Genomic DNA, 21,698 nt, shown 5'->3' on the forward strand with positions numbered 1-21,698 from the left:
GGTCACGCTCCGGCGGCGACGAGGGCGGCGGCCACGGCCAGGACGAGGGAGCCGGCGAGCAGGAGGCCGAGATAGGTCTGCACGTTGCCGGTCTGGGCGCGGCGCACGGCCGTGCCCAGCAGCCGTGCGGTGCCTGTGGCGCCGCGCACGTAGGTGTCGACGACCTCGCGGTCCAGGAAACGCACCAGACGTGCGGCGGCCAGGACCGGGCGCACGGCGACGGCCGCGTAGAGGGCGTCGAGGTGGAAGCCTCGGGCGGCGTGGCGGTGCAGCGGGCCGAGCAGGAGCCGGCCCGGGTCGGCCGGGTCGTCGGCGGCGGCGATGTCGCCGTACGCCGCCCGGTGGGTGGCGATGGTCTCGGCCTCGGAGACCGCCGGCTCGGCCTCCGGGTGGGCGGCGACGGCGCCGAGCGGGGCGCGGGCGGCGGCGGTGGCGGTGCTGTGCCGCCAGGCCGCGTACATCACCACGATGCCGGCGGCGGCCAGGCCGGTGCCCAGGACGGAGGTGGTGAGGGTGGGGGCCAGCGAGCGGCCGTCGAACCAGTCGGGCAGGGCCCCGTAGAGCAGCCCGACGGCGATGGTCGGCCCGGCCAGCGCCCACAGCACCGCGTTCATGACGACCGGCTGCCCGACGCGGCCGGGCACGGCGCTCCCACCGGGTGAGGCGCTCCCGCCGGGCACGGCGAAGCCGCGGCCGTGGAAGGCCAGCAGCCACAACCGGGCGGCGTACGCGGCGGTGAGCGCCGCGGCCAGCAGCCCGGCGAGCAGGACCGCCCAGCCCACGGCGGACGGGACGGCGTGGGCCGCCCCTTCGGCGGGGTCGAGGGCGGCGTGCTCGGCCGCGGCCAGGACGGCCTCCTTGGAGAAGAAGCCCGCGAAGGGCGGCACGGCGGCCAGGGCCAGCAGGCCGACGGTCATCGTCCAGTAGGCGTCCGGCGCCCGCCCGGCCAGACCGCCGGTGCGGGACATCGCGGCCAGGGAGTTGGTGCCGGCCGCGTGGATGAGCACGCCCGCGGCGAGGAAGAGCAGCGCCTTGAACACACCGTGGGAGATGAGGTGGAAGACGGCCGCGCCGCGGTCGGCGACGGCCAGGGCGCCGGTCATGTAGCCGAGCTGGCCGACGGTGGAGTAGGCCAGGACCCGCTTGATGTCGTCCTGGGCGAGGGCGGCGAGCGCCGAGCCGACCATGGTGACCGCCGCCATCGCGGCCAGGACGGCGAGCGCGGCGGCGGAGGAGGTGAAGACGGGCAGCAGCCGCGCGACGAAGTACACCCCGGCCGCGACCATGGTGGCGGCGTGGATCAGCGCGGAGACCGGGGTCGGGCCCGCCATCGCGTCCGGGAGCCAGGTGTGCAGCGGGAACTGGGCGGACTTGCCCGCGACGCCCGCGAGCAGCAGCAGTGCGATGACGGTGGGGTGCTCCAGCTCGAAACCGGACAGCGGGGAGGTAAGCCGCGTCACGATCGTGCTGATGCGGAAGGTGCCGGCCTTGGAGGCCAGCGCCAGGATGCCGATGACGAACGGCACGTCGCCGAGCTTGGTGACGAGGAAGGCCTTGAGGGAGGCGGAGCGCGCGGCGGCCGTCTCCCAGTAGTGGCCGACCAGGAAGTACGAGCAGATGCCCATGACCTCCCAGCCGACCAGCAGCACGATCAGGTCGTCGCTGTAGACGACCAGCAGCATCGCGGCCGTGAAGAGGGAGACCAGCGCGGCGTAGGAGGGGTAGCGCGGGTCGTCGCGCAGATAGCCGGTGGAGTAGATCTGCACACAGGACGCGACGGCGGCGACCAGGACGGCCACGAGGACGGCGAAGCCGTCGAGGTGGAAGGCGAGTTCGACGGGGAGGGCGTCGTTGCCGGTGGGGGCCAGCCGGGTCGCGCCGGTCAGGGCGCCCTCCCCGCCCTGGCGTACGGCGACGGCCGCGGCGAGGGCGGCGGAGGCGAGGGTGGGCAGGACGGCCAGGGGACGGACGTAGGCGGGGGCGCGGCGGCCCAGCAGAAGCCCGGTGAGGGCGCCGAGGAAGGGCAGCAGCGGGACGAGGACGGCGAGGGTCGTGGTGCTCACGCGGTGGCCTCTCCCCTGGTCAGGCGCGTGTCGGCGGGGTTGTCGGTGGCGTCTGCCACCGTCGGCCCGTCGGTTTCGGCAGGTCTGCCGGTTCCATCGGTTCCGCCGGTTCCGCCGGTCTCGGCGAGTTCGCGGAGCCGGTCGATGTGGGAGGTGCCCCGGTTGCGGTAAACGAGCAGCACGATGGCGAGGCCGATGCCGATCTCGGCGGCGGCGATGGTGATGGTGAAGAGGGTGAGGGCCTGGCCCGCGTGGAGGGTGTCGCGGAGCCAGACGTCGAAGGCGACGAGGTTGAGGTTGACGGCGTTGAGCATCAGCTCGACCGACATCAGTACGAGGATCGCGTTGCGCCGGGCGAGGACTCCGTACAGACCGGTGCAGAAGAGGAGGACGGCCAGGACGGCGGGGTAGGCCAGATGCATCAGCGCTCTCCCCCGTCCGCGGCCCCGGTTCCGTTCCGTCCGTCTCCCCGGCGGGAGAGGACGATCGCTCCGACGAGGGCCGCGAGCAGCAGGACGGAGAGGGCCTCGAAGGGAAGCACCCAGTGCTGGAAGAGGATCCTGCCGGTGACGTCGGTGGTGCCCTGCGGCGCGCCGTTCTCCAGGTCGATCCAGGTGGTGCGGAAGGCGTCCACCACGACGGTGACCAGGACGGCGGCGGCCGTGACGGCGACCGCGAGGGCGACGGGGCGATTGCCGGAGTCGGCGTCCGGCGAGCGGCCGATGGGCGCCCGGGTGAGCATCAGCCCGAACAGCAGGAGGACGACGACGGCCCCGACGTAGATCAGGACCTGCACCCAGGCGATGAACTCGGCGGACAGCAGTAGGTACTCGACGGCGATCCCGCCCAGTGCCACCACCAGCCACAGGGCGGCGTGCACCAGCTGCCGGGTGGTGACGGCGGTGATCGCGGCGCCGAGGGTGAGCAGGCCGACGAGCAGGAAGAGGATCTCGACGCCGGTGGGCGACAGGAAGCCGGGGGTGCCGGAGGCGGTGGAAGCGGCGGTGGCGGTGGCGGTGGCGGCGAGGCTCACGGTGGCGCTCACGCGTCACCGTCCCGCCGGTCCGTGTCCGACTGCGGGGCTCCCGGCCGCCCGGCCTCGCGGTCGCGGGCCTCGGCCGCGAGTTGCTTCTCGGCGGCCTTGCGGGCGGCGGCGATCTCCTTGGGCTCCTCCGCGGCGGGGTCGAGCGGCGGCGGGGCGGGCACGGTCCACATCCACTCCCGCAGCCGGTCCCGCTCGTGGACGAGATCGCGGATGTCGGTCTCGGCGTACTCGAACTCCGGGGACCAGAACAGCGCGTCGAAGGGGCAGACCTCGATGCAGATACCGCAGTACATGCACAGGGAGAAGTCGATGGCGAAGCGGTCCAGGACGTTGCGGCTGCGCTCGCGCCCTCCCGGGACGGCGGGCGGCACCGTCTCCTTGTGGGAGTCGATGTAGATGCACCAGTCGGGGCACTCGCGGGCGCACAGCATGCACACCGTGCAGTTCTCCTCGAACAGCCCGATCACCCCGCGGCTGCGGGCGGGCAGCTCGGGCTGGACGTCCGGATAGTGCGCGGTGACCGAGCGCCGGGTCATGGTGCGGAGGGTGACGGCCAGGCCCTTGGCCAGGCCACTGCCGGGAACGGCCATTACTGGATCACCACCTTGACGACGCCGGTGAGCGCGATCTGGAAGAGGGCGAGGGGGACGAGCACGGTCCAGGCGAACCTCTGGAGCTGGTCCTCGCGCAGCCGGGGGTAGCTCACCCGCAGCCAGATGACGACGAAGGCGAGGACGGAGGTCTTCAGCAGGGTCCACAGCCAGCCGAGGTCGTCGGCGAACGGCCCGTGCCAGCCGCCCAGGAACAGCACCGTGGTCAGTGCGCACAGGATGACGATGCCCGCGTACTCGACGAGCAGGAAGAGCGCGAAACGCAGGCCCGTGTACTCGGTGTACGCGCCGAAGATGATCTCGGAGTCGGCGATGGGGGCGTCGAAGGGCGGGCGCTGGAGTTCGGCGAGCCCGGCGGTGAAGAAGACCAGGGCGCCGATGATCTGCCACGGCACCCACCACCACTCGAACGCCTCCAGGATCCCGGGCAGCGAGAGAGTCCCGGCGGCCATGGCGACGGAGGCGGCCGCGAGCAGCAGCGGCAGCTCGTACGCCATGAGCTGGGCGGCGGTGCGCAGTCCTCCCAGGAGGGAGAACTTGTTGGCCGAGGCCCAGCCGCCCATCAGCGAGCCGAGCACGCCGACGCCCATCACGGCGAGCACGAAGAAGATCCCCGCGTCGATCGCCTGGCCGACCATGCCGTTCGGGCCGACCGGGATGGCGATCAGCACCAGGAGGTAGGGGATCAGGGCGACGGCCGGCGCGAGCTGGAAGACCCGGCGGTCGGCATCGGCCGGTACGACGTCCTCCTTCTGCGCGAACTTCACTCCGTCGGCGACGAGTTGGGCCCAGCCGTGGAAGCCCCCCGCGTACATCGGGCCGACCCGGCCCTGCATGTGGGCCATCACCTTGTGCTCGGCCTGGCCCACCACCAGGGGCAGGACGAGGAAGGCGAGCAGGACGGCCAGCAGCCGCCAGGCGACGTCGAGCACGTCCATCAGGCGCCGCCTTCCGTCGTTCCGCCGCCGCTGTCGCTGTCGCTGTCGCTGCTGTTGGTGCCGGTGCCGCCGTCGCCGGTGCCGCCGCCGGTGCCGGGCTTCCGGGGGGCCTCGCGCTCCGGTTCCGGGACGTCGCCCTCGGGGGTGTTCGCCACCGAGGCGCCGCCGCCCTCGCCGAGCGGGGCCCCCGTCCGCTCGTCCGTCCCGTGCACGCGGCGGGCGGCCTCGGCCGAGGTCTCGCCGGACGGCTCCGCCTGCTTGAGCCAGGGCGCGTCCGTGCTGCGCCGCCCCGGCTCCGCGGCTGCCCGCTGACTGGCCGAACCCTCGCTCGCGCTGCGGGAGCGGCGCGGAGCGGCGGCCTCCGGCGGAGTGGCCCCGGCGGCGCGCTGGCTCGCGGAGCCGGCGCTCGCGCTGCGTGTGCGCCGCGGCGGGCGATCCCCCGCGGCGCCCGCCGCACGGCCGCGTGCCGGGCGGGCGGGCGGCGCGGGGAGCTGCCCCTTGAGCGGACCCCACTCGTTCGGGTCGGGCACGCCGGGCGGCAGCGTCTGCCGCCGCCTCGGTCCGCCCTCGGCGGGCTCGCCGGGCTCCTTGGCACCGGGCCACGCCTTGGCGACACGGGCCGCCAGCACGAAGTCCTTGCGCAGCGGATGCCCCTCGAAACCGTCGGGCAGCAGCAGCGGAGCCGGGTTCGGGTGGCCGGTGAAGGAGACGCCGAACATCTCGTACGTCTCCCGCTCGTGCCAGGCGGCCCCCGCGTACACACCGGTGGCGGTGGGCAGTTCGGGCGCCTCGTGCGGCACGGTGGTCCGCAGCAGCAGCCGCCGGACCGGAGTGCCCAGCACGGCCAGGTGCGCGCAGATCGAGAAGCCCTCGCCCGGCTCGTCCACGGCGCTCAGCCAGTCGAAGAACGTGCAGCCCAGCTCGTCGCGCGCGATGGTCAGCGCCTCGGTCCAGCGGGCGGCCGGCACGTCGACGGTCAGCAGCCCGTACGCCTCGGCCGCGCTCGCGCCCTCGCCGAACACCTCCCCGGCGGGCCGGGGCAGCCACCCGGGGGCGGACGGCCGCGGGTCCGGTGGGTTCGGGTGCGGGTTCGGTCCGCTCATGCGCGCTCCTCCCCCGCGGCCGGACCCGGGGGCGGGGGCGGGGCGACCAGGCCGCTGGTCAGGGCCGCCCCCGAAGGGCCCGGCGGAGGCGGCGGCGCGGCGCCGGGGACGGGCGGGGACGCGGGGGCGTTCCCGTACCGCTCGGCCGTCGACTCGCCGGCGATCTTCTCCTGGAGCTTGAGGATGCCCTGGAGCAGCGCCTCGGGCCGGGGCGGGCAGCCGGGCACGTAGACGTCGACCGGGATGATCTGGTCCACGCCCTTGGTGACGGAGTACGAGTCCCAGTACGGGCCGCCGCAGTTGGAGCAGGCGCCGAAGGAGATCACGTACTTCGGCTCGGGCATCTGCTCGTACAGCCGCCTGATCGCCGGGGCCATCTTGTCGGTGACGGTGCCCGAGACGACCATCAGGTCGGCCTGGCGCGGCCCCGGGGCGAAGGGGATGACGCCGAGGCGGATGAAGTCGTGGCGGGACATCGACGCGGCGATGAACTCGATCGCGCAGCAGGCCAGTCCGAAGTTGAAGACCCACAGGCTGTAGCGGCGGCCCCAGTTGAGGACCACCTTCATCGGCTCGGGGGCGAGCCGGGCCAGCCCGCCCAGCCGGCGGGGCACCGGCAGGTCGGCCGGGGCGGAGGTCCCGCGGGCGCCGGAGGGCTCGGGGGTCGGGGGGGTCACGTCCATGCCAGAACGCCCTTCTTCCAGGCGTAGAGCAGTCCCACGGCCAGGAAGCCGAGGAAGACGAACATCTCCACCAGTGTCACTCCGCCGAAACCGGGCTCGGCGAAGACCGTCGCCCAGGGGAAGAGGAAGATCGAGTCGACGGCGAAGACGACGTAGAGGAAGGCGTACACGTAGTAGCGGATCCGGGTGTGCGCCCAGCCCTCGCCGACGGGGTCCACTCCGCACTCGTAGGTCAGCAGCTTCTCCGGCGTCGGCACCACGGGCCGCAGCAGCCGCCCGGCGCCGAAGGCCACCGCCACGAAGAGCACCCCGACGACCGCGACCAGCCCGACGACCGCGTAGCCGTGGAAGTAGTCCGGCACGTCCGCCCCTCGCTCCGTGGTGTTCGCATCGGTTACGACGCTCCGTTCGGAAGGGGAGTCTAGGCCCTGGACCCGTGGGCGGAAGCGGGCCTCCGCCGCACCCGCGCCCCGGCCCCCGCCGTGCCCCGCCCGGTGGTGGGGTTAACCCCACCGTGTCCCGCCCACGAACCCCATGGCGGCGCGCCCCCCGCGCCCGGCAGTCTTGTGCCCATGACCGCGAGCCCCCCGACCTCCGGCCGCGCCGCGCCCGACGGCCCGCGCGCCCCGTACGCCCCTCCCACCGCACAGGTGCCACGGCCTGCGGGAACACCGGAATCATCCGACGCGCCGGACGCCCCGGGCACGCCGGACGTCTGGCGCGCCCCGCAGGTCGCCGGGGCCGCCCGGACCGAGGGGGCCGCGGGCCCGCCGCCGGAGCACCCGGAACCGGCGGGGACGGCCGGCTGCCCCCGCCTCGGGCCCCGCTCGGCGCGCAGACCTGGAAGGAGATCGCGCATCTCCTGCTCAACCTGCCGATGGACATCGTGGGCTTCCTCTACGTCTCCGTGTGGGTCTACTGCGGCCTGCTGCTGTCGGTCACCGTCGTGGGGCTGCCGGTGCTGGCACTGGGCCTGATGGGCGGCCGCCGGTTCGGCAGGGCGGAGCGGGTCCGCGCGCGGCTGCTGCTCGGAGTCCGGATCGAGGAGCCGACGCCGATCCGGCACCGGGCGCACGGCGGCTTCTTCCCCTGGCTGTGGGCCTGCCTGAAGGATCCCGTCGGCTGGCGGCACGCGCTCTACTCCTTCGTCCGCCTGCCCTGGGGCGTCATCACCTTCACCGTCTGCCTCGTCTCGCTCCTCGTCGCCTGGCCCGTCCTGCCGTGGCTGGCTCGCGGGCTGTCCCATGTGGACCGGATGATGGTGCGCGGGCTGCTGTCTCCCTCGGACGCGCTGGAGCGGCGCATCGCGGAGCTGGAGTCGGGCCGGCGGACGGTGGCCGACACCGCCTCCGCCGACCTGCGCCGCATCGAGCGCGACCTCCACGACGGGGCGCAGGCCCGGCTGGTCGCCCTGGCCATGGGGCTGGGCCTGGCCAGGGAGAAGCTGCTGGAGGACCCGCAGGCCGCCGCCAGGATGGTCGACGAGGCCCACGGCGAGGCGAAGCTCGCCCTCGCCGAGCTCCGCGACCTCGCCCGCGGCATCCACCCGGCCATCCTCACCGACCGCGGCCTGGGCCCCGCGCTGTCCAACGTCGCCGCACGCTGCCCCGTCCCCGTGACCGTCTCCGTGGACCTTGCCACCCGCCCCGCACCCGCCATCGAGGGCATCGCCTACTTCACCGTCTCCGAGCTCCTCCAGAACGTCGGCAAGCACAGCGGCGCCGCCCGGGCCTCGGTGGATCTGCGGCGCTCCGGCGGCCGTCTGCTCATCCGGGTCGCCGACGACGGCCGCGGCGGTGCCCGCGCCGACCGCGGCACCGGTCTGGCCGGCCTCACCGAGCGCCTGGGCTCCGTCGACGGGCTCCTTGCCGTGGACTCCCCCGACGGCGGGCCCACCACCGTCACCGCCGAGCTGCCCTGGCGCGATCCCGACGGCGGCTGACGCCCCGGTTTTCCACAGCCCCCCGCGCCGCCGGGTCCCGGTCCTGGAATGCTGTGCACAGAGATTCCTGCGCACGGCGTTCGGAAGACGGGGAGCGAGGGGGAGCGGTGGGGGACGCGAGGGACAGGGTGCGGGTGGTCATCGCCGAGGATTCGGTGCTGCTGAGGGAGGGCCTGACGCGTCTGCTCGGCGACCGCGGCCACGAGGTCGTCGCGGGTGTCGGCGACGGCGAGGCGCTGGTGAAGGTCGTCGGCGAGCTGGCCGACGCGGGCGAGCCGCCGGACGTGGTGGTGGCGGACGTGCGGATGCCGCCGTCGCACACCGACGAGGGGCTGCGGGCGGCCGTCCGGCTGCGCGCCCGCCATCCGGGTCTGGCGGTGCTGGTGCTGTCGCAGTACGTGGAGGAGCAGTACGCCACCGAGCTGCTGGCGGGCTCCGGCCGGGGCGTGGGCTATCTGCTCAAGGACCGGGTCGCCGAGGTCCGCGAGTTCGCGGACGCGGTGGTCCGGGTGGCCCGCGGCGGTACGGCGCTCGACCCCGAGGTGGTCGCACAGCTGCTCGGCCGCAGCCGCAGGCAGGACGTGCTGGCGGGGCTCACCCCGCGTGAGCGCGAGGTGCTGGGCCTGATGGCCGAGGGCCGCACGAACTCCGCGATCGCCCGGCAGCTGGTGGTCAGCGCCGGAGCGGTGGAGAAGCACGTCGGCAACATCTTCCTGAAGCTGGGCCTGCCGCCGGGCGGCGAGGACCACCGCCGGGTGCTGGCCGTGCTGACGTACCTCAGGTCATAGCCCGGCGGGCCGGCAGACCGCGGTCCGGCGGCTCTGGCACGGGGCTCCAGAAGGGCTCCAGAGCAGCACCGGAATATACGCGCGTCCCCGAGTGTCGTCTCACCGGAACGTCCACCATGTGACCGATCGCAGGAAGGTCACCCTTACCCACGTACGATGGCTGACGAGCCGCCGCCTCAAGGGAGGTCCAGTCCAGTGACCAGCCAGGTCAGTAGCCCAGCCGATCAGCAGCGCTCGCCCGGCTCACCGGCCAAGGAGGTTCGGCGGCTGGAGCGGGTCATCATCCGTTTCGCCGGCGACTCCGGCGACGGTATGCAGCTGACGGGCGACCGGTTCACCTCGGAGACGGCGACCTTCGGCAACGATCTTTCCACGCTGCCCAACTTCCCCGCCGAAATCCGGGCGCCCGCCGGGACACTGCCGGGGGTGTCGTCCTTCCAGCTCCACTTCGCCGACCACGACATCCTCACCCCCGGTGACGCGCCGGACGTGCTGGTGGCGATGAACCCGGCCGCGCTGAAGGCGAACATCGGCGACCTGCCGCGGGGCGCGGAGATCATCGTCAACACCGACGAGTTCACCAAGCGGGCGATGGCCAAGGTGGGCTACGCCGCCAGCCCGCTGGAGGACGGCTCGCTGGACGCCTACCGGGTGCACCCGGTGCCGCTGACGACGCTGACGATCGAGGCGCTGAAGGACTCCGGTCTGGCCCGCCGGGACGCCGAGCGGGCGAAGAACATGTTCGCGCTGGGCCTGCTGAGCTGGATGTACCACCGGCCCACCGAGGGCACCGAATCCTTCCTGCGCAGGAAGTTCGCCAAGAAGCCGCAGGTGGCCGAGGCGAACGTGGCCGCCTTCCGGGCGGGGTGGAACTTCGGCGAGACCACCGAGGACTTCGCCGTCTCCTACGAGGTCGCCCCGGCTTCGGCCGCCTTCCCGCCGGGCACCTACCGCAACATCTCCGGCAATCTGGCACTGTCTTACGGACTGATCGCCGCGTCTCAGCAGGCGGACCTCCCGCTGTATCTGGGCTCGTACCCGATCACCCCCGCCTCGGACATCCTCCACGAGCTGAGCCGCCACAAGAACTTCGGCGTGCGCACCTTCCAGGCCGAGGACGAGATCGCGGGCATCGGCGCCGCGCTGGGCGCCGCCTTCGGCGGGGCGCTGGCGGTGACCACCACCTCCGGCCCCGGGGTGGCGCTGAAGTCGGAGACGATCGGGCTGGCGGTCTCCCTGGAGCTGCCGCTGCTGATCGTGGACATCCAGCGCGGCGGCCCCTCGACGGGCCTGCCGACCAAGACCGAGCAGGCCGACCTGCTCCAGGCGATGTACGGGCGCAACGGCGAGGCCCCGGTGCCGATCGTGGCCCCGGCCACCCCCGGCGACTGCTTCACCGCGGCGCTGGACGCGGCCCGGATCGCGCTGACGTACCGCACCCCGGTGTTCCTGCTGAGCGACGGCTACCTGGCCAACGGCTCCGAGCCGTGGCGGATCCCGGAGCCCGGCGAGCTGCCCGACCTGAGCGTGCGGTTCGCGTCCGGCCCGAACCACACCACCGAGGCCGGCACCGAGGTCTTCTGGCCGTACAAGCGCGATCCGCAGACCCTGGCCCGCCCCTGGGCCGTGCCCGGCACACCGGGCCTGGAGCACCGCATCGGCGGCATCGAGAAGCAGGACGGCACGGGCAACATCTCCTACGACCCGGCCAACCACGACTTCATGGTCCGCACCCGCCAGGCCAAGGTCGACCGGATCGAGGTGCCGGACGCCGCCGTCGACGACCCCACCGGTGACGCGGGGCTGCTGGTGCTGGGCTGGGGATCGACCTACGGGCCGATCACCGCCGCGGTACGCCGCCTGCGCGCCGCCGGCGAGAAGGTCGCCCAGACCCATCTGCGCCACATCAACCCCTTCCCCGGCAATCTCGGCGAGGTGCTGAAGCGCTACGACAAGGTGGTCGTCCCCGAGATGAACCTCGGGCAGCTGGCCACTTTGCTGCGAGCGAAGTACCTGGTCGACGCCCAGTCGTTCACGCAGGTCACCGGCCTGCCGTTCAAGGCCGAGCAACTCGCCACCGTTCTGAAGGAGGCCATCGATGGCTGAGACCACGACGGAGGCGCCCACCTTCGAGGCGCTCTCCCTGGTCCCCAAGGCCGACGGCAAGCAGACCATGAAGGACTTCAAGTCCGACCAGGAGGTCCGCTGGTGCCCCGGCTGCGGCGACTACGCCGTCCTGGCCGCCGTCCAGGGCTTCATGCCGGAGCTCGGGCTGGCGAAGGAGAACATCGTCTTCGTCTCCGGCATCGGATGCTCCTCCCGTTTCCCGTACTACATGAACACCTACGGGATGCACTCCATCCACGGCCGCGCCCCGGCCATCGCCACCGGGCTGGCCTCCTCCCGGCCGGATCTGTCGGTGTGGGTGGTCACCGGTGACGGTGACGCGCTGTCCATCGGCGGCAACCACCTCATCCACGCCCTGCGCCGGAACGTGAACCTGAAGATCCTGCTGTTCAACAACCGGATCTACGGGCTCACCAAGGGCCAGTACTCGCCCACCTCCGAGGTCGGCAAGATCACCAAGTCGACGCCGATGGGATCCCTGGACGCCCCCTTCAACCCGGTGTCGCTGGCGATCGGCGCGGAGGCATCCTTCGTGGCCCGCACCGTCGACTCCGACCGCAAGCACCTCACCGGCGTACTGCGTGCGGCCGCGGACCACCCGGGCACCGCCCTGGTGGAGATCTACCAGAACTGCAACATCTTCAACGACGGCGCCTTCGAGGTGCTGAAGGACAAGGAGCAGGCCCAGGAAGCCGTGATCCGGCTGGAGCACGGACAGCCGATCCGCTTCGGTGCGCCCGCGGAGGACGGCCTGGGCTCCAAGGGCGTGATCCGCGACCAGGCCACCGGAGACCTGAAGGTGGTCGACGTCACGGTGGAGGGCACCGAGGGCGTTCTGGTCCACGACGCCCACGCGGCCTCCCCGACGACCGCCTTCGCCCTCTCCCGGCTCGCCGACGCCGACACTCTGCACCACACCCCCATCGGCGTCCTGCGGGATGTGCGCCGCCCGGTCTACGACACCCTGATGACCGAGCAGCTGGAGAAGGCCGTCGTGCAGAACGGCAAGGGAGACCTGGGCGCGCTCCTGTCCGGCAACGACACCTGGACGGTCGTGGGCTGACGGCACGTTCGCCCGTGTGAGGGGCCGGTCCCGCCTGGCGGGACCGGCCCCTCGGCCGTTCAGGTGACACGGGATCCGGCCGGGGTGGGCCGAGTGTGCGGGACGGAGCACGATACGTAAGCACCGTACGCCGGAACGGAAATGACAACAGGGGCGTACGGCGCTACCGTCTTGAGGGCGGCCGCCGGGCCGGTCCGGTCACCCCCGAGGAGGAACGTTGGAGTCGCAGGGCGAGCAGCGCACGGGACTGTTGTTCGGCTTCGCCGCCTACGGGATGTGGGGGCTGCTACCGCTGTACTGGGCGCTGCTGGAGCCCGCCGGCGCCACCGAGGTCCTGGCCCACCGGATGGTGTGGTCGCTGCCCACCGCCCTGGTCATCCTGGCCGCGCTGCGCCGCTGGGCGTGGGTGCGCCCGCTGCTGCGCGATCCCCGCAGGCTGGCCCTGATAGCCCTGGCGGCCGGGCTGATATCGGTCAACTGGGGCCTGTTCATCTGGGCCGTGGGGAGCGGCAAGGTCATCGAGGCGTCGCTCGGCTACTTCATCAACCCGCTGATATCGATCGCCTTCGGCGTCCTGCTGCTGCGCGAGCGGCTGCGGCCCGCCCAGTGGGTGGCCGTCGGCATCGGGGCCCTGGCGGTGGGGGTCATGACCGTCGCATACGGCCGGCTGCCCTGGCTCTCGCTCGCCCTGGCCGTCAGCTTCGCGCTCTACGGGCTGATCAAGAAGGGCGTCCGGCTGGACGGGGTGGCGAGCTTCGGGGCCGAGACGGCCGTGCAGTTCCTGCCCGCCGTCGCCTTCCTGGTCTTCCTGGGTTCGCGGGGCGGGGCCACCTTCACCACCGAGGGCACCGGGCACGCGCTGCTGCTCTCCTTCGCCGGACTGGCCACCGCACTGCCGCTGATCTTCTTCGGCGGGGCGGCCGTACGACTGCCGCTGTCCACGATCGGCCTGCTGCAGTACCTGGCGCCCGCCTCGATGTTCCTGCTGGGCCTGCTGGCCTTCGACGAGGAGATGCCGCCCGAGCGCTGGGCCGGCTTCCTGCTCGTCTGGGCCGCGCTGTGCCTGCTCACCTGGGACGCACTGCGCACCGCACGCCGTTCGCGGGCACGCCTGCGTGCGGCCGCCGCGGCGGCGTCCGCACGGGCGCCGCGGACGGGCGGCGGAAAGGCCGGGGGCACGGTGTCCGACGAGGCCGCTCGCCCGGCGGACCGCCCGGCGGTGGCCGGCGCCCCGTCCGACCCCGCGAAGAGCTGACCGCGGGTCCGGCCACGGCCGGCCGGAGCCGGCCGGACCGCCCTGGGGACTCCAAAGGCGGAACGGCCGGAATCGGCCACTTCGCGGCGCGCCGCGAACCGGTGGCACGTCAGCGCGACATCGTCCGATATTCGGACGCGTATGTCCGGATTCTGCCCTTGACGGTGCACCGGCGCCCCATCAGCATCATGCTCACGTCAACCCCCACAGGAGGCATGATGCCCATTCACGCTGGACGACGGCTCCCCCGAAGATCCCCCCTCCACCGCGCCGTCCTCGGAGCCGGACTCGCCGGTGCGCTCGCCGCCGGACTGCTCACCGCGACGACCGCCCCGGCCGCGGCCGAGGTCACCACGGCCGCGGCGGCACCGGACATCCCGCTCACCAACGTCAAGGCACACCTCTCGCAGTTCCAGACGATCGCGAACGCCAACGGCGGCAACCGCGCCCACGGCCGCCCCGGCTACCGCGCGTCGATCGACTACGTCAAGGGCAAGCTGGACGCGGCCGGCTACACCACGGCGCTCCAGCAGTTCACCTACAACGGGACCACCGGCTACAACCTCATCGCCGACTGGCCCGGCGGCGACACCGGCGCCGTCCTCATGTCCGGAGCACACCTGGACTCGGTCAGCAGCGGCGCCGGCATCAACGACAACGGCTCCGGCTCCGCCGCCGTCCTGGAGACCGCCCTCGCCGTGGCCCGCGCGGGATACCAGCCCGACAAGCATCTGCGGTTCGCCTGGTGGGGGGCCGAGGAACTCGGTCTGGTGGGCTCGAAGCACTACGTCAACAGCCTCTCCTCCACCGAGCGGTCGAAGATCGACGGCTACCTCAACTTCGACATGATCGGCTCGCCCAACGCCGGTTACTTCGTCTACGACGACGACCCCGCCATCGAGAAGGTCTTCAAGGACTGGTTCGCCGCCAGGGGCGTCCCGACCGAGATCGAGACGGAGGGCGACGGACGCTCCGACCACGCCCCGTTCAAGAGCGCCGGTGTCCCCGTCGGCGGCCTGTTCACCGGTGCCGGACGCGTCAAGACCAGCGCCCAGGCGCAGAAGTGGGGTGGCACCGCCGGGCAGTCCTTCGACCGCTGCTACCACTCCTCCTGCGACACCACCGCCAACATCAACGAAACCGCCCTGGACCGCAACAGCGACGCCGCCGCCCACGCGGTGTGGACGCTGAGCTCGGGCACCACCACCCCGCCGGACGGCGACGTCTTCGAGAACACCGACGACCACGCCATCCCCGACCCGGGCACGGTGGAGTCACCGCTCCCCGTCACCGGCCTCTCCGGGAACGCCCCGAGCGACCTCAGGGTCGGCGTCGACATCAAGCACACCTACCGCGGTGACCTGGTCATCGACCTGGTGGCCCCGGACGGCAGCAGCTACCGGCTGAAGAACTCCGGCTGGGACTCGGGCGACGACGTGATCACCACCTACACCGTCAACGCCTCCTCCGAGGCGGCGAACGGAACCTGGAAACTGCGTGTGAGGGACGTCTACCGCTCCGACTCCGGCTACATCGACAGCTGGAAGCTCACCTTCTGACCCGTCCGGCCGGCCCGTCCGGGCCCCGAGCCCGCCCCGCCGGGCCGGGGACCACCGCCCGCCGACGCGACCGCGTCGGCGGGCGCGGCCATCCATGCAGACCGTCCGTACCACCCGGCGGGCGGACGCTCCGAGCCCCGGTCACTCCCCCTCCTCGCGGCGGGCGCGCAGCGCCCGGACCTTGTGACGGTTGCCGCAGCGCTCCATCGAGCACCAGCGGCGGCGGCCGGGGCGCGAGGTGTCCACGAAGACCAGTCGGCAGTCGTCCGACGCGCACTCCCGTATCCGGTGGACGTACGGGCCGCCGAACAGGTCGACGGCGTCGCGCGCGACGGTCGAGAGCAGTTGGGTGCCGGTCGCGTCCGGCCCCCATTCCCTCGCCCAGCCCCGTCCGCCGTCCCGCCGCAACCGCACCGGCAGCGGCGGCCGGGAGGCGGCCTCGTTGACCACCGCCGCATCCCGCGGGCGCGGTGCACGGCCGTGCGCCCGGTCCACCGCCATCCGCCACAGCGCGGCGCGCAACTCCTTGGCGGCGGCCAGCTCGGCCTCCGTCACCACGATGGAGGGCGCGGGGCGCAGCCGGGAACGGGCGGCCCAGACCGCGAGGTTCACCGGCTCGTGCAGCACCTCGTAGCGCGCGTGACCGCCGGACCCGCCCGTCGGCAGCAACTCCAGGCACAGGGACCCCGGGTCGAAGCGATAGGGCACTCCTTCGGGTGAGTGCAGCACCAGACCCATTGCGGACTCCGTCACGTAACCAATATAACTGGTTACCGAGCAGAGGGAAGTGCGGCGAACGGGAGACGGGGCGATGACGGAGACATCGGGCGAGGCGACCACGACGGGCAGCACGCAGGAGGTGCTGGGCTGGAAGCTGGTGATCGACTGCGCGGATCCGCACCGGCAGGCCGACTTCTGGGCCGCGACCCTGGGCTATCTGGTGGAGGACAACAGCGCCCTGATCGAGCGCCTGCTCGGTCTCGGCGTCGTGGGCGAGGAGATCCTGGTCGAGCACCACGGCCGCCGCGCCTGGCGCGACCTGGCCGCGGCACGCCACCCGGAGGATCCGGCCGACCCCGACAGCGGTGCCGGGCTGGGGCGGCGGTTGCTCTTCCAGCGCGTCCCGGAGCCCAAGACCGTCAAGAACCGCCTGCACATCGATGTCCACTCGGGCCCTGGGCGGCGCGAGGGGACCGTTGCCCGGCTGGAGGGCCTGGGTGCGTCGGTCATACGGCAGGTGAGGGAGCCGGGCGGTGAGTGGACGGTGATGGCGGATCCCGAGAGCAATGAGTTCTGCGTGTCATGAGGGCGCCGCCTCTCCATGCCCAGCGAGTACGCCCGTGTCTTCTTGCGGGCGGCGGCCGTGAGCCCCACCCGCTCCAGCGCCTCCGCCACCCGGGCCGCACGGGTGCGGGGACCGGCGGTCGGGTCGGCCGCCTCCAGGCGCGGCGGGTTGTCGCGGCCGGAGAGGAAGCCGTACGGCGCCCGACCTTCGATCAGCGCGCCCGCCCGCGGCAGCACCCGCCGGGCCGCGTCCGGCATCGACTCGCCCAGCAGCCGCGCGCTTCCGCCGCTGGGCTCGATCAGTCCGAACAGCATCCGAATCGTGGTCGTCCTGCCCGAGCCGTTCGGGCCCAGGAAGCCGAAGACGCTGCCGCACGGCACCTCCAGGGCTGCATGGCGCTTCCCGGGGTCGGGGGAACGGTGCGGTACGGCGGTGCCGAACCGGTCCCGCCGCACCGTCTCGCGGACGGGCAGCGGGACCGGGCGGCGGGCGCGCTAGCCGGCGGAGCCGGCCGCCTCGGCCAGGCCCTCGCGGGTGACGGCCCCGACGTAGACGGTGCCGTCTTCGGTGATCAGGGCGTTGACGAGGCGGGTGCCGAAGAAACGGCCGGTGCCGAAGTCGCCCTTGACCTCCTCCGTGAAGCCGTCGAGCAGCTTGCGCGCCTCGGGCGCCGCCTCCTGCGCGGCGTCCGTACCGGGCACCGGGCCGCCACCGGGCAGTTCGATCCGGGCGACCGAGCCCCAGCCCTCACCGACGACCTCCAGGCCGGACGGCAGCCCCTCGGCGCCGTCCCGGTCCCTGCCGTCGCCGCCCCGGCCGTCCTCGTACGGCGCCTTGCCGGAGCCGTTCCGCGCGCCGTCGAGCCTCTCCTCGGTGACCTTCGCGTCCTTCGGCGGCTTGAAGTCGAAGGTGCCGGCGTCCGGCCGGGCGAAGTCCACCTCGGTGAAGCCCACGTCGACGGCGGCCTTCCCGCCGCCCTTGGGGGTGAGGGTGAACTTCAGCGGCACACCGCTGTCCGCGTCCACCGCGATCCGCACCGACCCGACCGTGCTCTCCGGCTGCTTCGGCTCGATCAGCAGTTGGTGGGCGTCCTGGCCGGCGACCTTCGCCGTACCGTCGACGGTGACCGAGGTCGTGGCGTCGACGGCCTTGAGAACCTCCTGGGCGGCCTTCTGCGGGGTCACCTTCTCCAGACCTCCCGGGGTCTCCCCCGGGCCGGCGCCCCGTCCGCCCTCTCGGGGGAGGACGGTGTGGTGGACGGTGTTCGTGGCGCTGTCGTACGCCCACACGTCGCCCCCGTTGCGGATGAGGCTGTACTCCGCGGCCTTCTCCACGATCGAGACGCGCTGTCTGTCCGGCCCGTCCACCGCGACGCGCAGGGTGTGGGAGCCGGAGGCCAGCCCGGCGAGCCTACCGCGCGGATCGGCGGCCCCGGCGCCCTCCTCACGGCCGCCGCCGGGGCCGCCCGAGCCCATGCCGGGCAGGGCGGGCAGACCGAGATCGGTGGTGATCCTCACCGTCCCGGACAGTTGTTGGGTGTCCGAGGCCGCGATCTTCGCGACCAGTTCCTCGGCGGTGATCTCCGGCAGATCCGGGCTGCCGCCGGAACTGGCCAGTGCCGGTACGAGGCCGACGGCCGCCACCGTCGCTCCGGCCACGGTGGCCGGCACCGCGTAACGCAACGCCTTCTTCATCGGTCGGGTCCGTGCCATGTGTGCCCTTACCTCCGTGATCGGCGGCGGTTCGTCCGTACGTCGCACTCGTCAACCCCTGGCCGCCATTCTCACCCATTCCGGTGCGGGGTGTCGGTGTCAATCCCACCAAATTGCTCCGGACAGGGCGTCAGACGACAGGGGCAAACCGATCTACTCCCGGGGTATGACACCACCGGCACCGCCTCGTCCCACCGGCGCCGCAGACGGCCCGACGCCCCCTTCCCGAGGCGTACGGTCCCGTCCGGGCCGGGAGGAACGGAATCCTCGGCGCGGTCAGCCCGCGCGGTGGACCACCGAGTCGCACAGATAGGAGAGAGCCTCCTTGGCCGCGCAGTCCGGCAGCGGCGCAAGAACGTTGCGGGCCTCGTCCGCGCAGCGGATCGTGTCACGCCGCGCCTCCTCCAGCGCCGGATGGGCGCGGAGTCCCGCCAGCGCCTCCGCGTGCCGGGCGTCGTCGCTCAGGTCGCCGTCCAGCAGCGCGCACAGAGCCAGGTCCTCCGGCGAACCGCCGTCGGCCGCGCGGGCCCGCAGACGCAGGACCGGCAGCGTCTCGATGCCTTCCCTCAGGTCCGTGCCGGGTGTCTTGCCGGACTCGTGGGAGTCGCTGGCGATGTCGAGCACATCGTCGGCCAGCTGGAAGGCGGTGCCGATCCGCTCCCCGTACTGGGTGAGGACGTCCACGACGTTCTCGTCCGCGCCCGACATCTTCGCGCCGAAGCGTCCGGCTACCGCGATCAGCGAGCCGGTCTTGCCCGCGATCACGTCGAGGTAGTGGGCGATCGGGTCGTCGCCCTCCCGCGGGCCCGCCGTCTCCAGGATCTGCCCGGTCACCAGCCGCTCGAACGCCTCGGCCTGGACCCTGACCGCCTCCGGTCCCAGATCGGCCAGGATGTGCGAGGCCCGGGCGAAGAGGAAGTCACCGGTGAGGACGGCCACGGAGTTGTCCCAGCGGGCGTTGGCGCTGGGCACTCCGCGCCGCACGTCCGCCTCGTCCATCACGTCGTCGTGGTAGAGCGTCGCCAGGTGCGTCAGCTCCACGACCACCGCCGAGGGCACCACCCCGGGGGCGTGCGGGTCGCCGAACTGCGCCGCCAGCATCACCAGCAGCGGGCGGAATCGCTTCCCGCCGGCCCGCACCAGATGCTGCGCGGCTTCCGTTATGAAGGGCACGCCGCTCTTGGTGGCCTCGATGAGGCCCTCCTCGACAGCCGCCAACCCCGCCTGGACATCGGTTTCCAGCGCATGGTCCCGCACGCTCAGCCCGAAGGGCCCGACGACGGTCACGAGGGGTACTCCTGTCTGCGTACGATCAGCCAACGATCACGCGGCTCGTCGCGGCCTTCACGGTGTGTCGCCGTACCGCCGGGCCGCTGTCGCCATCATCATCCCTGGCAGCGTAGCCGGTCCCGAGACGATCACAGCCGCCGCGTTGCCTCTGTGACGGAGGCCGCATCCCGGCCCCGACCGCGCCCCGCAGCGGGTCGCTTCTGCCGCGGATCACCACCGCGTAGCCTGTTCGCGGCCCTGACCGGCGACGACCTCGAAGGCGAGGCACCTCACCCATGTCCGACGCGACCCCGCTCGAACTGCCCGAAGACGATCTCTTCGGCCCGGACAACCTGCCCTACGGCGTCTTCACCACCGAGGACGACCCCGACCTGCGCCGGATCGGCGTGCGCTACGGCCCGTACGTCCTGGACGCGGGCTCGGCCGCTGACGCGTTCGGCTCGCCCCACACCGGCCTGCTCCAGAAGCCGAGCCTCAACCCCCTGATGGCGGCGGGGCGCCCGGTCTGGCGGGCGGTGCGCGCCGAGCTGCGTTCCTGGCTGACCGCGCCCGAGCACGCCGGCACCGTCACGCAGTACCTGATCCGGCTCGAGGACGTCACCCTCCACCTTCCCTTCGAGGTGGCCGACTACGTCGACTTCTACGCCAGCGAGCACCACGCCACCAACGTCGGGCGGATCTTCCGGCCCGGCGGTGAGCCGCTCACTCCCAACTGGAAGCACCTGCCGATCGGCTATCACGGCCGCTCCGGCACCGTCGTGGTCTCCGGCACCCCCGTCGTCCGCCCGCAGGGGCAGCGCAAGGCCCCCGACGAGGCCTCCCCCTCCTTCGGTCCGTCCCGCCGGCTGGACATCGAGGCGGAGGTCGGCTTCGTGGTCGGCACCCCCTCCCGGCTGGGCGAAACGGTGCCGCAGGCGGACTTCCGGGAGCACGTCTTCGGCGTCTGCCTGGTCAACGACTGGTCGGCGCGTGACGTCCAGGCCTGGGAGTACGTGCCGCTGGGCCCGTTCCTGGGCAAGTCCTTCGCGACCTCCGTCTCGGCCTGGGTCACCCCGCTGGACGCCCTCGACGCGGCCCGCACCGAGCCGCCGCGGCGCACCCATCCGCTGCTGGACTACCTGGAGGACTCCGCGGGCGGGGAGCCCGGCGGGCTGGATCTGCGGATCTCGGTCTCCCTCAACGGCCACACCGTCGCCGAGCCGCCCTTCTCCGCGATGTACTGGACGGCCGCCCAGCAGCTCGCCCACATGACCGTGAACGGCGCCTCGCTGCGCACCGGGGACCTCTTCGCCTCCGGCACCGTCAGCGGCCCGGAGGTGCACCAGCGCGGCTGCCTGCTGGAGCTGACCTGGTCCGGCCGCGACCCGGTCGAACTCCCCGACGGCAAGCGGACGTTCCTGGAGGACGGCGACGAGGTCGTCATCACCGCCTGGGCGCCCGGACCGGACGGTTCCCGCATCGGCCTGGGCGAGGTGTCCGGCCGCGTCCACCCGGCCGCCGACCGGGGCGTCTGACACCGCCCCGCCCACGGGGGCCGGCCGCCGCGTACCGGTCCGCCGTTCTCAAGTCGGTCGCACGCCGGTCCGGAATCCGTTCCGGACCGGCCCGTCGGCCGGTGCCACCTGCTAGCTTGGCGTGCCCTTGCAGTACGAGTGATACGCAGTAATACGCAGTAAGCAGTGATACGCATGGAGGGGGACCACGTGCGCACATCGGCACGGTATGCGGGAGCGGCCGCCGCCTTGGCCACAGCCCTGCTGATGAGCGGCTGCGGAAGCGGCGGCGGCTCCGGGGAGCCCGAGCCGAAGCCGAGCTCCGAGCAGACCGCCGAGCCCACCGGCGACCCCGGCGGGGAGGCGGCGACCGGCGGGGTGAACGGCACCTGGAGCGCCGAGGGCGACGGCAAGGCGATGGTGCTGAGCATCAGCGGCGACCAGGCGGCACTGCTGGGCGAGACCACCTGCACGGGCACGGCGGACACCGGCGCCGATCCGGTCACCTTCGCCCTCAAGTGCACCGACGGCAGCACCGACCGCACCAGGGGCACGGTCAAGAGCGTGGAGGGCGAGAGCCTCACCGTCGCCTGGGAGTCGGGCACCACCGACACCTTCACCAAGGTGGAGGTCCCCGAGGTCTCCACCGAGATCCCCGAGATCGGCGACCTGCCCAGCGGTCTGCCCAGCGATCTGGATCTCCCCACGGAGTGAGCGCGCCCGGGAGAAGCACCTCCTGAG

General features: G+C 72.9%; 20 protein-coding genes and 1 pseudogene. 9 read left to right on the forward strand and 12 right to left on the reverse strand.

Going from position 1 to position 21,698, the window contains the following annotated elements; translation table 11 throughout:
* Window positions 1–2: 2 nt before the first annotated feature.
* From IQ279_RS14565 to IQ279_RS14600, 8 genes are read right to left on the reverse strand one after another with little or no spacing between them, the layout of a single operon-like run.
* Window positions 3–2,063: an NADH-quinone oxidoreductase subunit 5 family protein gene (locus IQ279_RS14565; RefSeq protein ID WP_206348943.1), complete on the reverse strand. Its 2,061-nt coding sequence runs from the start codon at window positions 2,061–2,063 to the stop codon at window positions 3–5.
* Window positions 2,060–2,485 carry an NADH-quinone oxidoreductase subunit NuoK gene (gene nuoK, locus IQ279_RS14570; RefSeq protein ID WP_206348944.1) on the reverse strand — a complete coding sequence of 142 codons (426 nt, stop codon included), beginning with the start codon at window positions 2,483–2,485 and terminating at the stop codon, window positions 2,060–2,062. Before nuoK ends, IQ279_RS14565 begins: the two co-directional genes overlap by 4 nt.
* Complete coding sequence (locus tag IQ279_RS14575; protein ID WP_372445136.1) at window positions 2,485–3,108, reverse strand: NADH-quinone oxidoreductase subunit J family protein; 624 nt, start codon at window positions 3,106–3,108, stop codon at window positions 2,485–2,487. The genes nuoK and IQ279_RS14575 overlap by 1 nt, the downstream gene beginning before the upstream one ends.
* Entirely contained in the window at window positions 3,105–3,698 is a 594-nt protein-coding gene (locus IQ279_RS14580; RefSeq protein WP_206348945.1) for a NuoI/complex I 23 kDa subunit family protein, read from the reverse strand. The genes IQ279_RS14575 and IQ279_RS14580 overlap by 4 nt, the downstream gene beginning before the upstream one ends.
* On the reverse strand, window positions 3,698–4,660 hold the full coding sequence (locus tag IQ279_RS14585; RefSeq protein WP_206348979.1) for a complex I subunit 1/NuoH family protein: 963 nt from the start codon (window positions 4,658–4,660) through the stop codon (window positions 3,698–3,700). Before IQ279_RS14585 ends, IQ279_RS14580 begins: the two co-directional genes overlap by 1 nt.
* Window positions 4,657–5,760, reverse strand: a complete 1,104-nt coding sequence (locus tag IQ279_RS14590; protein ID WP_206348946.1) for an NADH-quinone oxidoreductase subunit C — start codon at window positions 5,758–5,760, stop codon at window positions 4,657–4,659. The genes IQ279_RS14585 and IQ279_RS14590 overlap by 4 nt, the downstream gene beginning before the upstream one ends.
* Window positions 5,757–6,443, reverse strand: a complete 687-nt coding sequence (locus IQ279_RS14595; protein WP_206348947.1) for an NADH-quinone oxidoreductase subunit B — start codon at window positions 6,441–6,443, stop codon at window positions 5,757–5,759. The genes IQ279_RS14590 and IQ279_RS14595 overlap by 4 nt, the downstream gene beginning before the upstream one ends.
* Window positions 6,434–6,805 (reverse strand): NADH-quinone oxidoreductase subunit A, encoded by a 372-nt coding sequence (locus IQ279_RS14600; RefSeq protein WP_206348948.1) that lies wholly within the window; start codon window positions 6,803–6,805, stop codon window positions 6,434–6,436. Before IQ279_RS14600 ends, IQ279_RS14595 begins: the two co-directional genes overlap by 10 nt.
* Window positions 6,806–7,320: 515 nt before the next feature.
* Here IQ279_RS14600 and IQ279_RS14605 point away from each other — a divergent pair.
* From IQ279_RS14605 to IQ279_RS14630, 6 genes are all read left to right on the forward strand, one after another.
* Window positions 7,321–8,385, forward strand: coding sequence for a sensor histidine kinase (locus tag IQ279_RS14605; protein ID WP_372445137.1), 1,065 nt, complete (start codon window positions 7,321–7,323; stop codon window positions 8,383–8,385).
* Between the two features lie 128 nt (window positions 8,386–8,513).
* Window positions 8,514–9,173, forward strand: coding sequence for a response regulator transcription factor (locus tag IQ279_RS14610; protein ID WP_206348981.1), 660 nt, complete (start codon window positions 8,514–8,516; stop codon window positions 9,171–9,173).
* Between the two features lie 195 nt (window positions 9,174–9,368).
* On the forward strand, window positions 9,369–11,279 hold the full coding sequence (locus IQ279_RS14615; RefSeq protein WP_307792355.1) for a 2-oxoacid:acceptor oxidoreductase subunit alpha: 1,911 nt from the start codon (window positions 9,369–9,371) through the stop codon (window positions 11,277–11,279).
* Window positions 11,272–12,363 carry a 2-oxoacid:ferredoxin oxidoreductase subunit beta gene (locus IQ279_RS14620; protein WP_206348950.1) on the forward strand — a complete coding sequence of 364 codons (1,092 nt, stop codon included), beginning with the start codon at window positions 11,272–11,274 and terminating at the stop codon, window positions 12,361–12,363. The genes IQ279_RS14615 and IQ279_RS14620 overlap by 8 nt, the downstream gene beginning before the upstream one ends.
* A gap of 274 nt (window positions 12,364–12,637) precedes the next feature.
* Window positions 12,638–13,618: an EamA family transporter RarD gene (gene rarD / locus IQ279_RS14625; protein ID WP_372445143.1), complete on the forward strand. Its 981-nt coding sequence runs from the start codon at window positions 12,638–12,640 to the stop codon at window positions 13,616–13,618.
* A 218-nt stretch (window positions 13,619–13,836) separates the two neighbouring features.
* The gene (locus IQ279_RS14630; protein WP_206348952.1) at window positions 13,837–15,177 is read left to right on the forward strand and encodes a M28 family metallopeptidase; all 1,341 of its coding nucleotides are present in this window, start codon (window positions 13,837–13,839) and stop codon (window positions 15,175–15,177) included.
* A 141-nt stretch (window positions 15,178–15,318) separates the two neighbouring features.
* Here the strand turns inward: IQ279_RS14630 and IQ279_RS14635 are convergent, their stop codons facing one another.
* On the reverse strand, window positions 15,319–15,915 hold the full coding sequence (locus IQ279_RS14635; protein ID WP_206348982.1) for a CGNR zinc finger domain-containing protein: 597 nt from the start codon (window positions 15,913–15,915) through the stop codon (window positions 15,319–15,321).
* Window positions 15,916–15,988: 73 nt separating this feature from the next.
* On the opposite strand from IQ279_RS14635, the gene IQ279_RS14640 reads away from it, so the two are divergent.
* Complete coding sequence (locus tag IQ279_RS14640; protein ID WP_206348953.1) at window positions 15,989–16,483, forward strand: VOC family protein; 495 nt, start codon at window positions 15,989–15,991, stop codon at window positions 16,481–16,483.
* A gap of 5 nt (window positions 16,484–16,488) precedes the next feature.
* On the opposite strand, the pseudogene IQ279_RS14645 reads toward IQ279_RS14640, so the two are convergent.
* The 3 genes and pseudogenes from IQ279_RS14645 to IQ279_RS14655 all read right to left on the reverse strand — a co-directional run.
* Window positions 16,489–16,848, reverse strand: a pseudogene (locus tag IQ279_RS14645) (ATP-binding cassette domain-containing protein); the annotation flags it as partial.
* Between the two features lie 108 nt (window positions 16,849–16,956).
* Entirely contained in the window at window positions 16,957–18,174 is a 1,218-nt protein-coding gene (locus tag IQ279_RS14650; protein WP_206348954.1) for a LolA family protein, read from the reverse strand.
* A gap of 276 nt (window positions 18,175–18,450) precedes the next feature.
* Complete coding sequence (locus IQ279_RS14655) at window positions 18,451–19,461, reverse strand: polyprenyl synthetase family protein (protein ID WP_206348955.1); 1,011 nt, start codon at window positions 19,459–19,461, stop codon at window positions 18,451–18,453.
* Between the two features lie 278 nt (window positions 19,462–19,739).
* On the opposite strand from IQ279_RS14655, the gene fahA reads away from it, so the two are divergent.
* Together fahA and IQ279_RS14665 are read left to right on the forward strand one after the other, a co-directional pair.
* On the forward strand, window positions 19,740–20,978 hold the full coding sequence (gene fahA / locus IQ279_RS14660; RefSeq protein WP_206348956.1) for a fumarylacetoacetase: 1,239 nt from the start codon (window positions 19,740–19,742) through the stop codon (window positions 20,976–20,978).
* 228 nt (window positions 20,979–21,206) lie between these two features.
* On the forward strand, window positions 21,207–21,671 hold the full coding sequence (locus IQ279_RS14665) for a hypothetical protein (protein WP_206348957.1): 465 nt from the start codon (window positions 21,207–21,209) through the stop codon (window positions 21,669–21,671).
* Window positions 21,672–21,698 lie beyond the last annotated feature (27 nt).

The sequence above is a fragment of the Streptomyces verrucosisporus genome (genome assembly GCF_017114865.1).
In the GTDB taxonomy this organism is placed as follows: domain Bacteria; phylum Actinomycetota; class Actinomycetes; order Streptomycetales; family Streptomycetaceae; genus Streptomyces; species Streptomyces fenghuangensis.

Excerpts from the sequence above, each read along its gene's own strand:
- IQ279_RS14605 (WP_372445137.1), top strand. The coding sequence starts at position 7,321 with ATGGACATCGTGGGCTTCCTCTACGTCTCCGTGTGGGTCTACTGCGGC.
- rarD (WP_372445143.1), top strand. The coding sequence starts at position 12,638 with ATGTGGGGGCTGCTACCGCTGTACTGGGCGCTGCTGGAGCCCGCCGGC.
- fahA (WP_206348956.1), top strand. The coding sequence starts at position 19,740 with ATGTCCGACGCGACCCCGCTCGAACTGCCCGAAGACGATCTCTTCGGC.
- IQ279_RS14630 (WP_206348952.1), top strand. The coding sequence starts at position 13,837 with ATGCCCATTCACGCTGGACGACGGCTCCCCCGAAGATCCCCCCTCCAC.
- IQ279_RS14595 (WP_206348947.1), bottom strand. The coding sequence starts at position 6,443 with ATGGACGTGACCCCCCCGACCCCCGAGCCCTCCGGCGCCCGCGGGACC.
- IQ279_RS14640 (WP_206348953.1), top strand. The coding sequence starts at position 15,989 with ATGACGGAGACATCGGGCGAGGCGACCACGACGGGCAGCACGCAGGAG.
- IQ279_RS14580 (WP_206348945.1), bottom strand. The coding sequence starts at position 3,698 with ATGGCCGTTCCCGGCAGTGGCCTGGCCAAGGGCCTGGCCGTCACCCTC.
- nuoK (WP_206348944.1), bottom strand. The coding sequence starts at position 2,485 with ATGCATCTGGCCTACCCCGCCGTCCTGGCCGTCCTCCTCTTCTGCACC.
- IQ279_RS14635 (WP_206348982.1), bottom strand. The coding sequence starts at position 15,915 with ATGGGTCTGGTGCTGCACTCACCCGAAGGAGTGCCCTATCGCTTCGAC.
- IQ279_RS14590 (WP_206348946.1), bottom strand. The coding sequence starts at position 5,760 with ATGAGCGGACCGAACCCGCACCCGAACCCACCGGACCCGCGGCCGTCC.
- IQ279_RS14650 (WP_206348954.1), bottom strand. The coding sequence starts at position 18,174 with ATGGCACGGACCCGACCGATGAAGAAGGCGTTGCGTTACGCGGTGCCG.
- IQ279_RS14620 (WP_206348950.1), top strand. The coding sequence starts at position 11,272 with ATGGCTGAGACCACGACGGAGGCGCCCACCTTCGAGGCGCTCTCCCTG.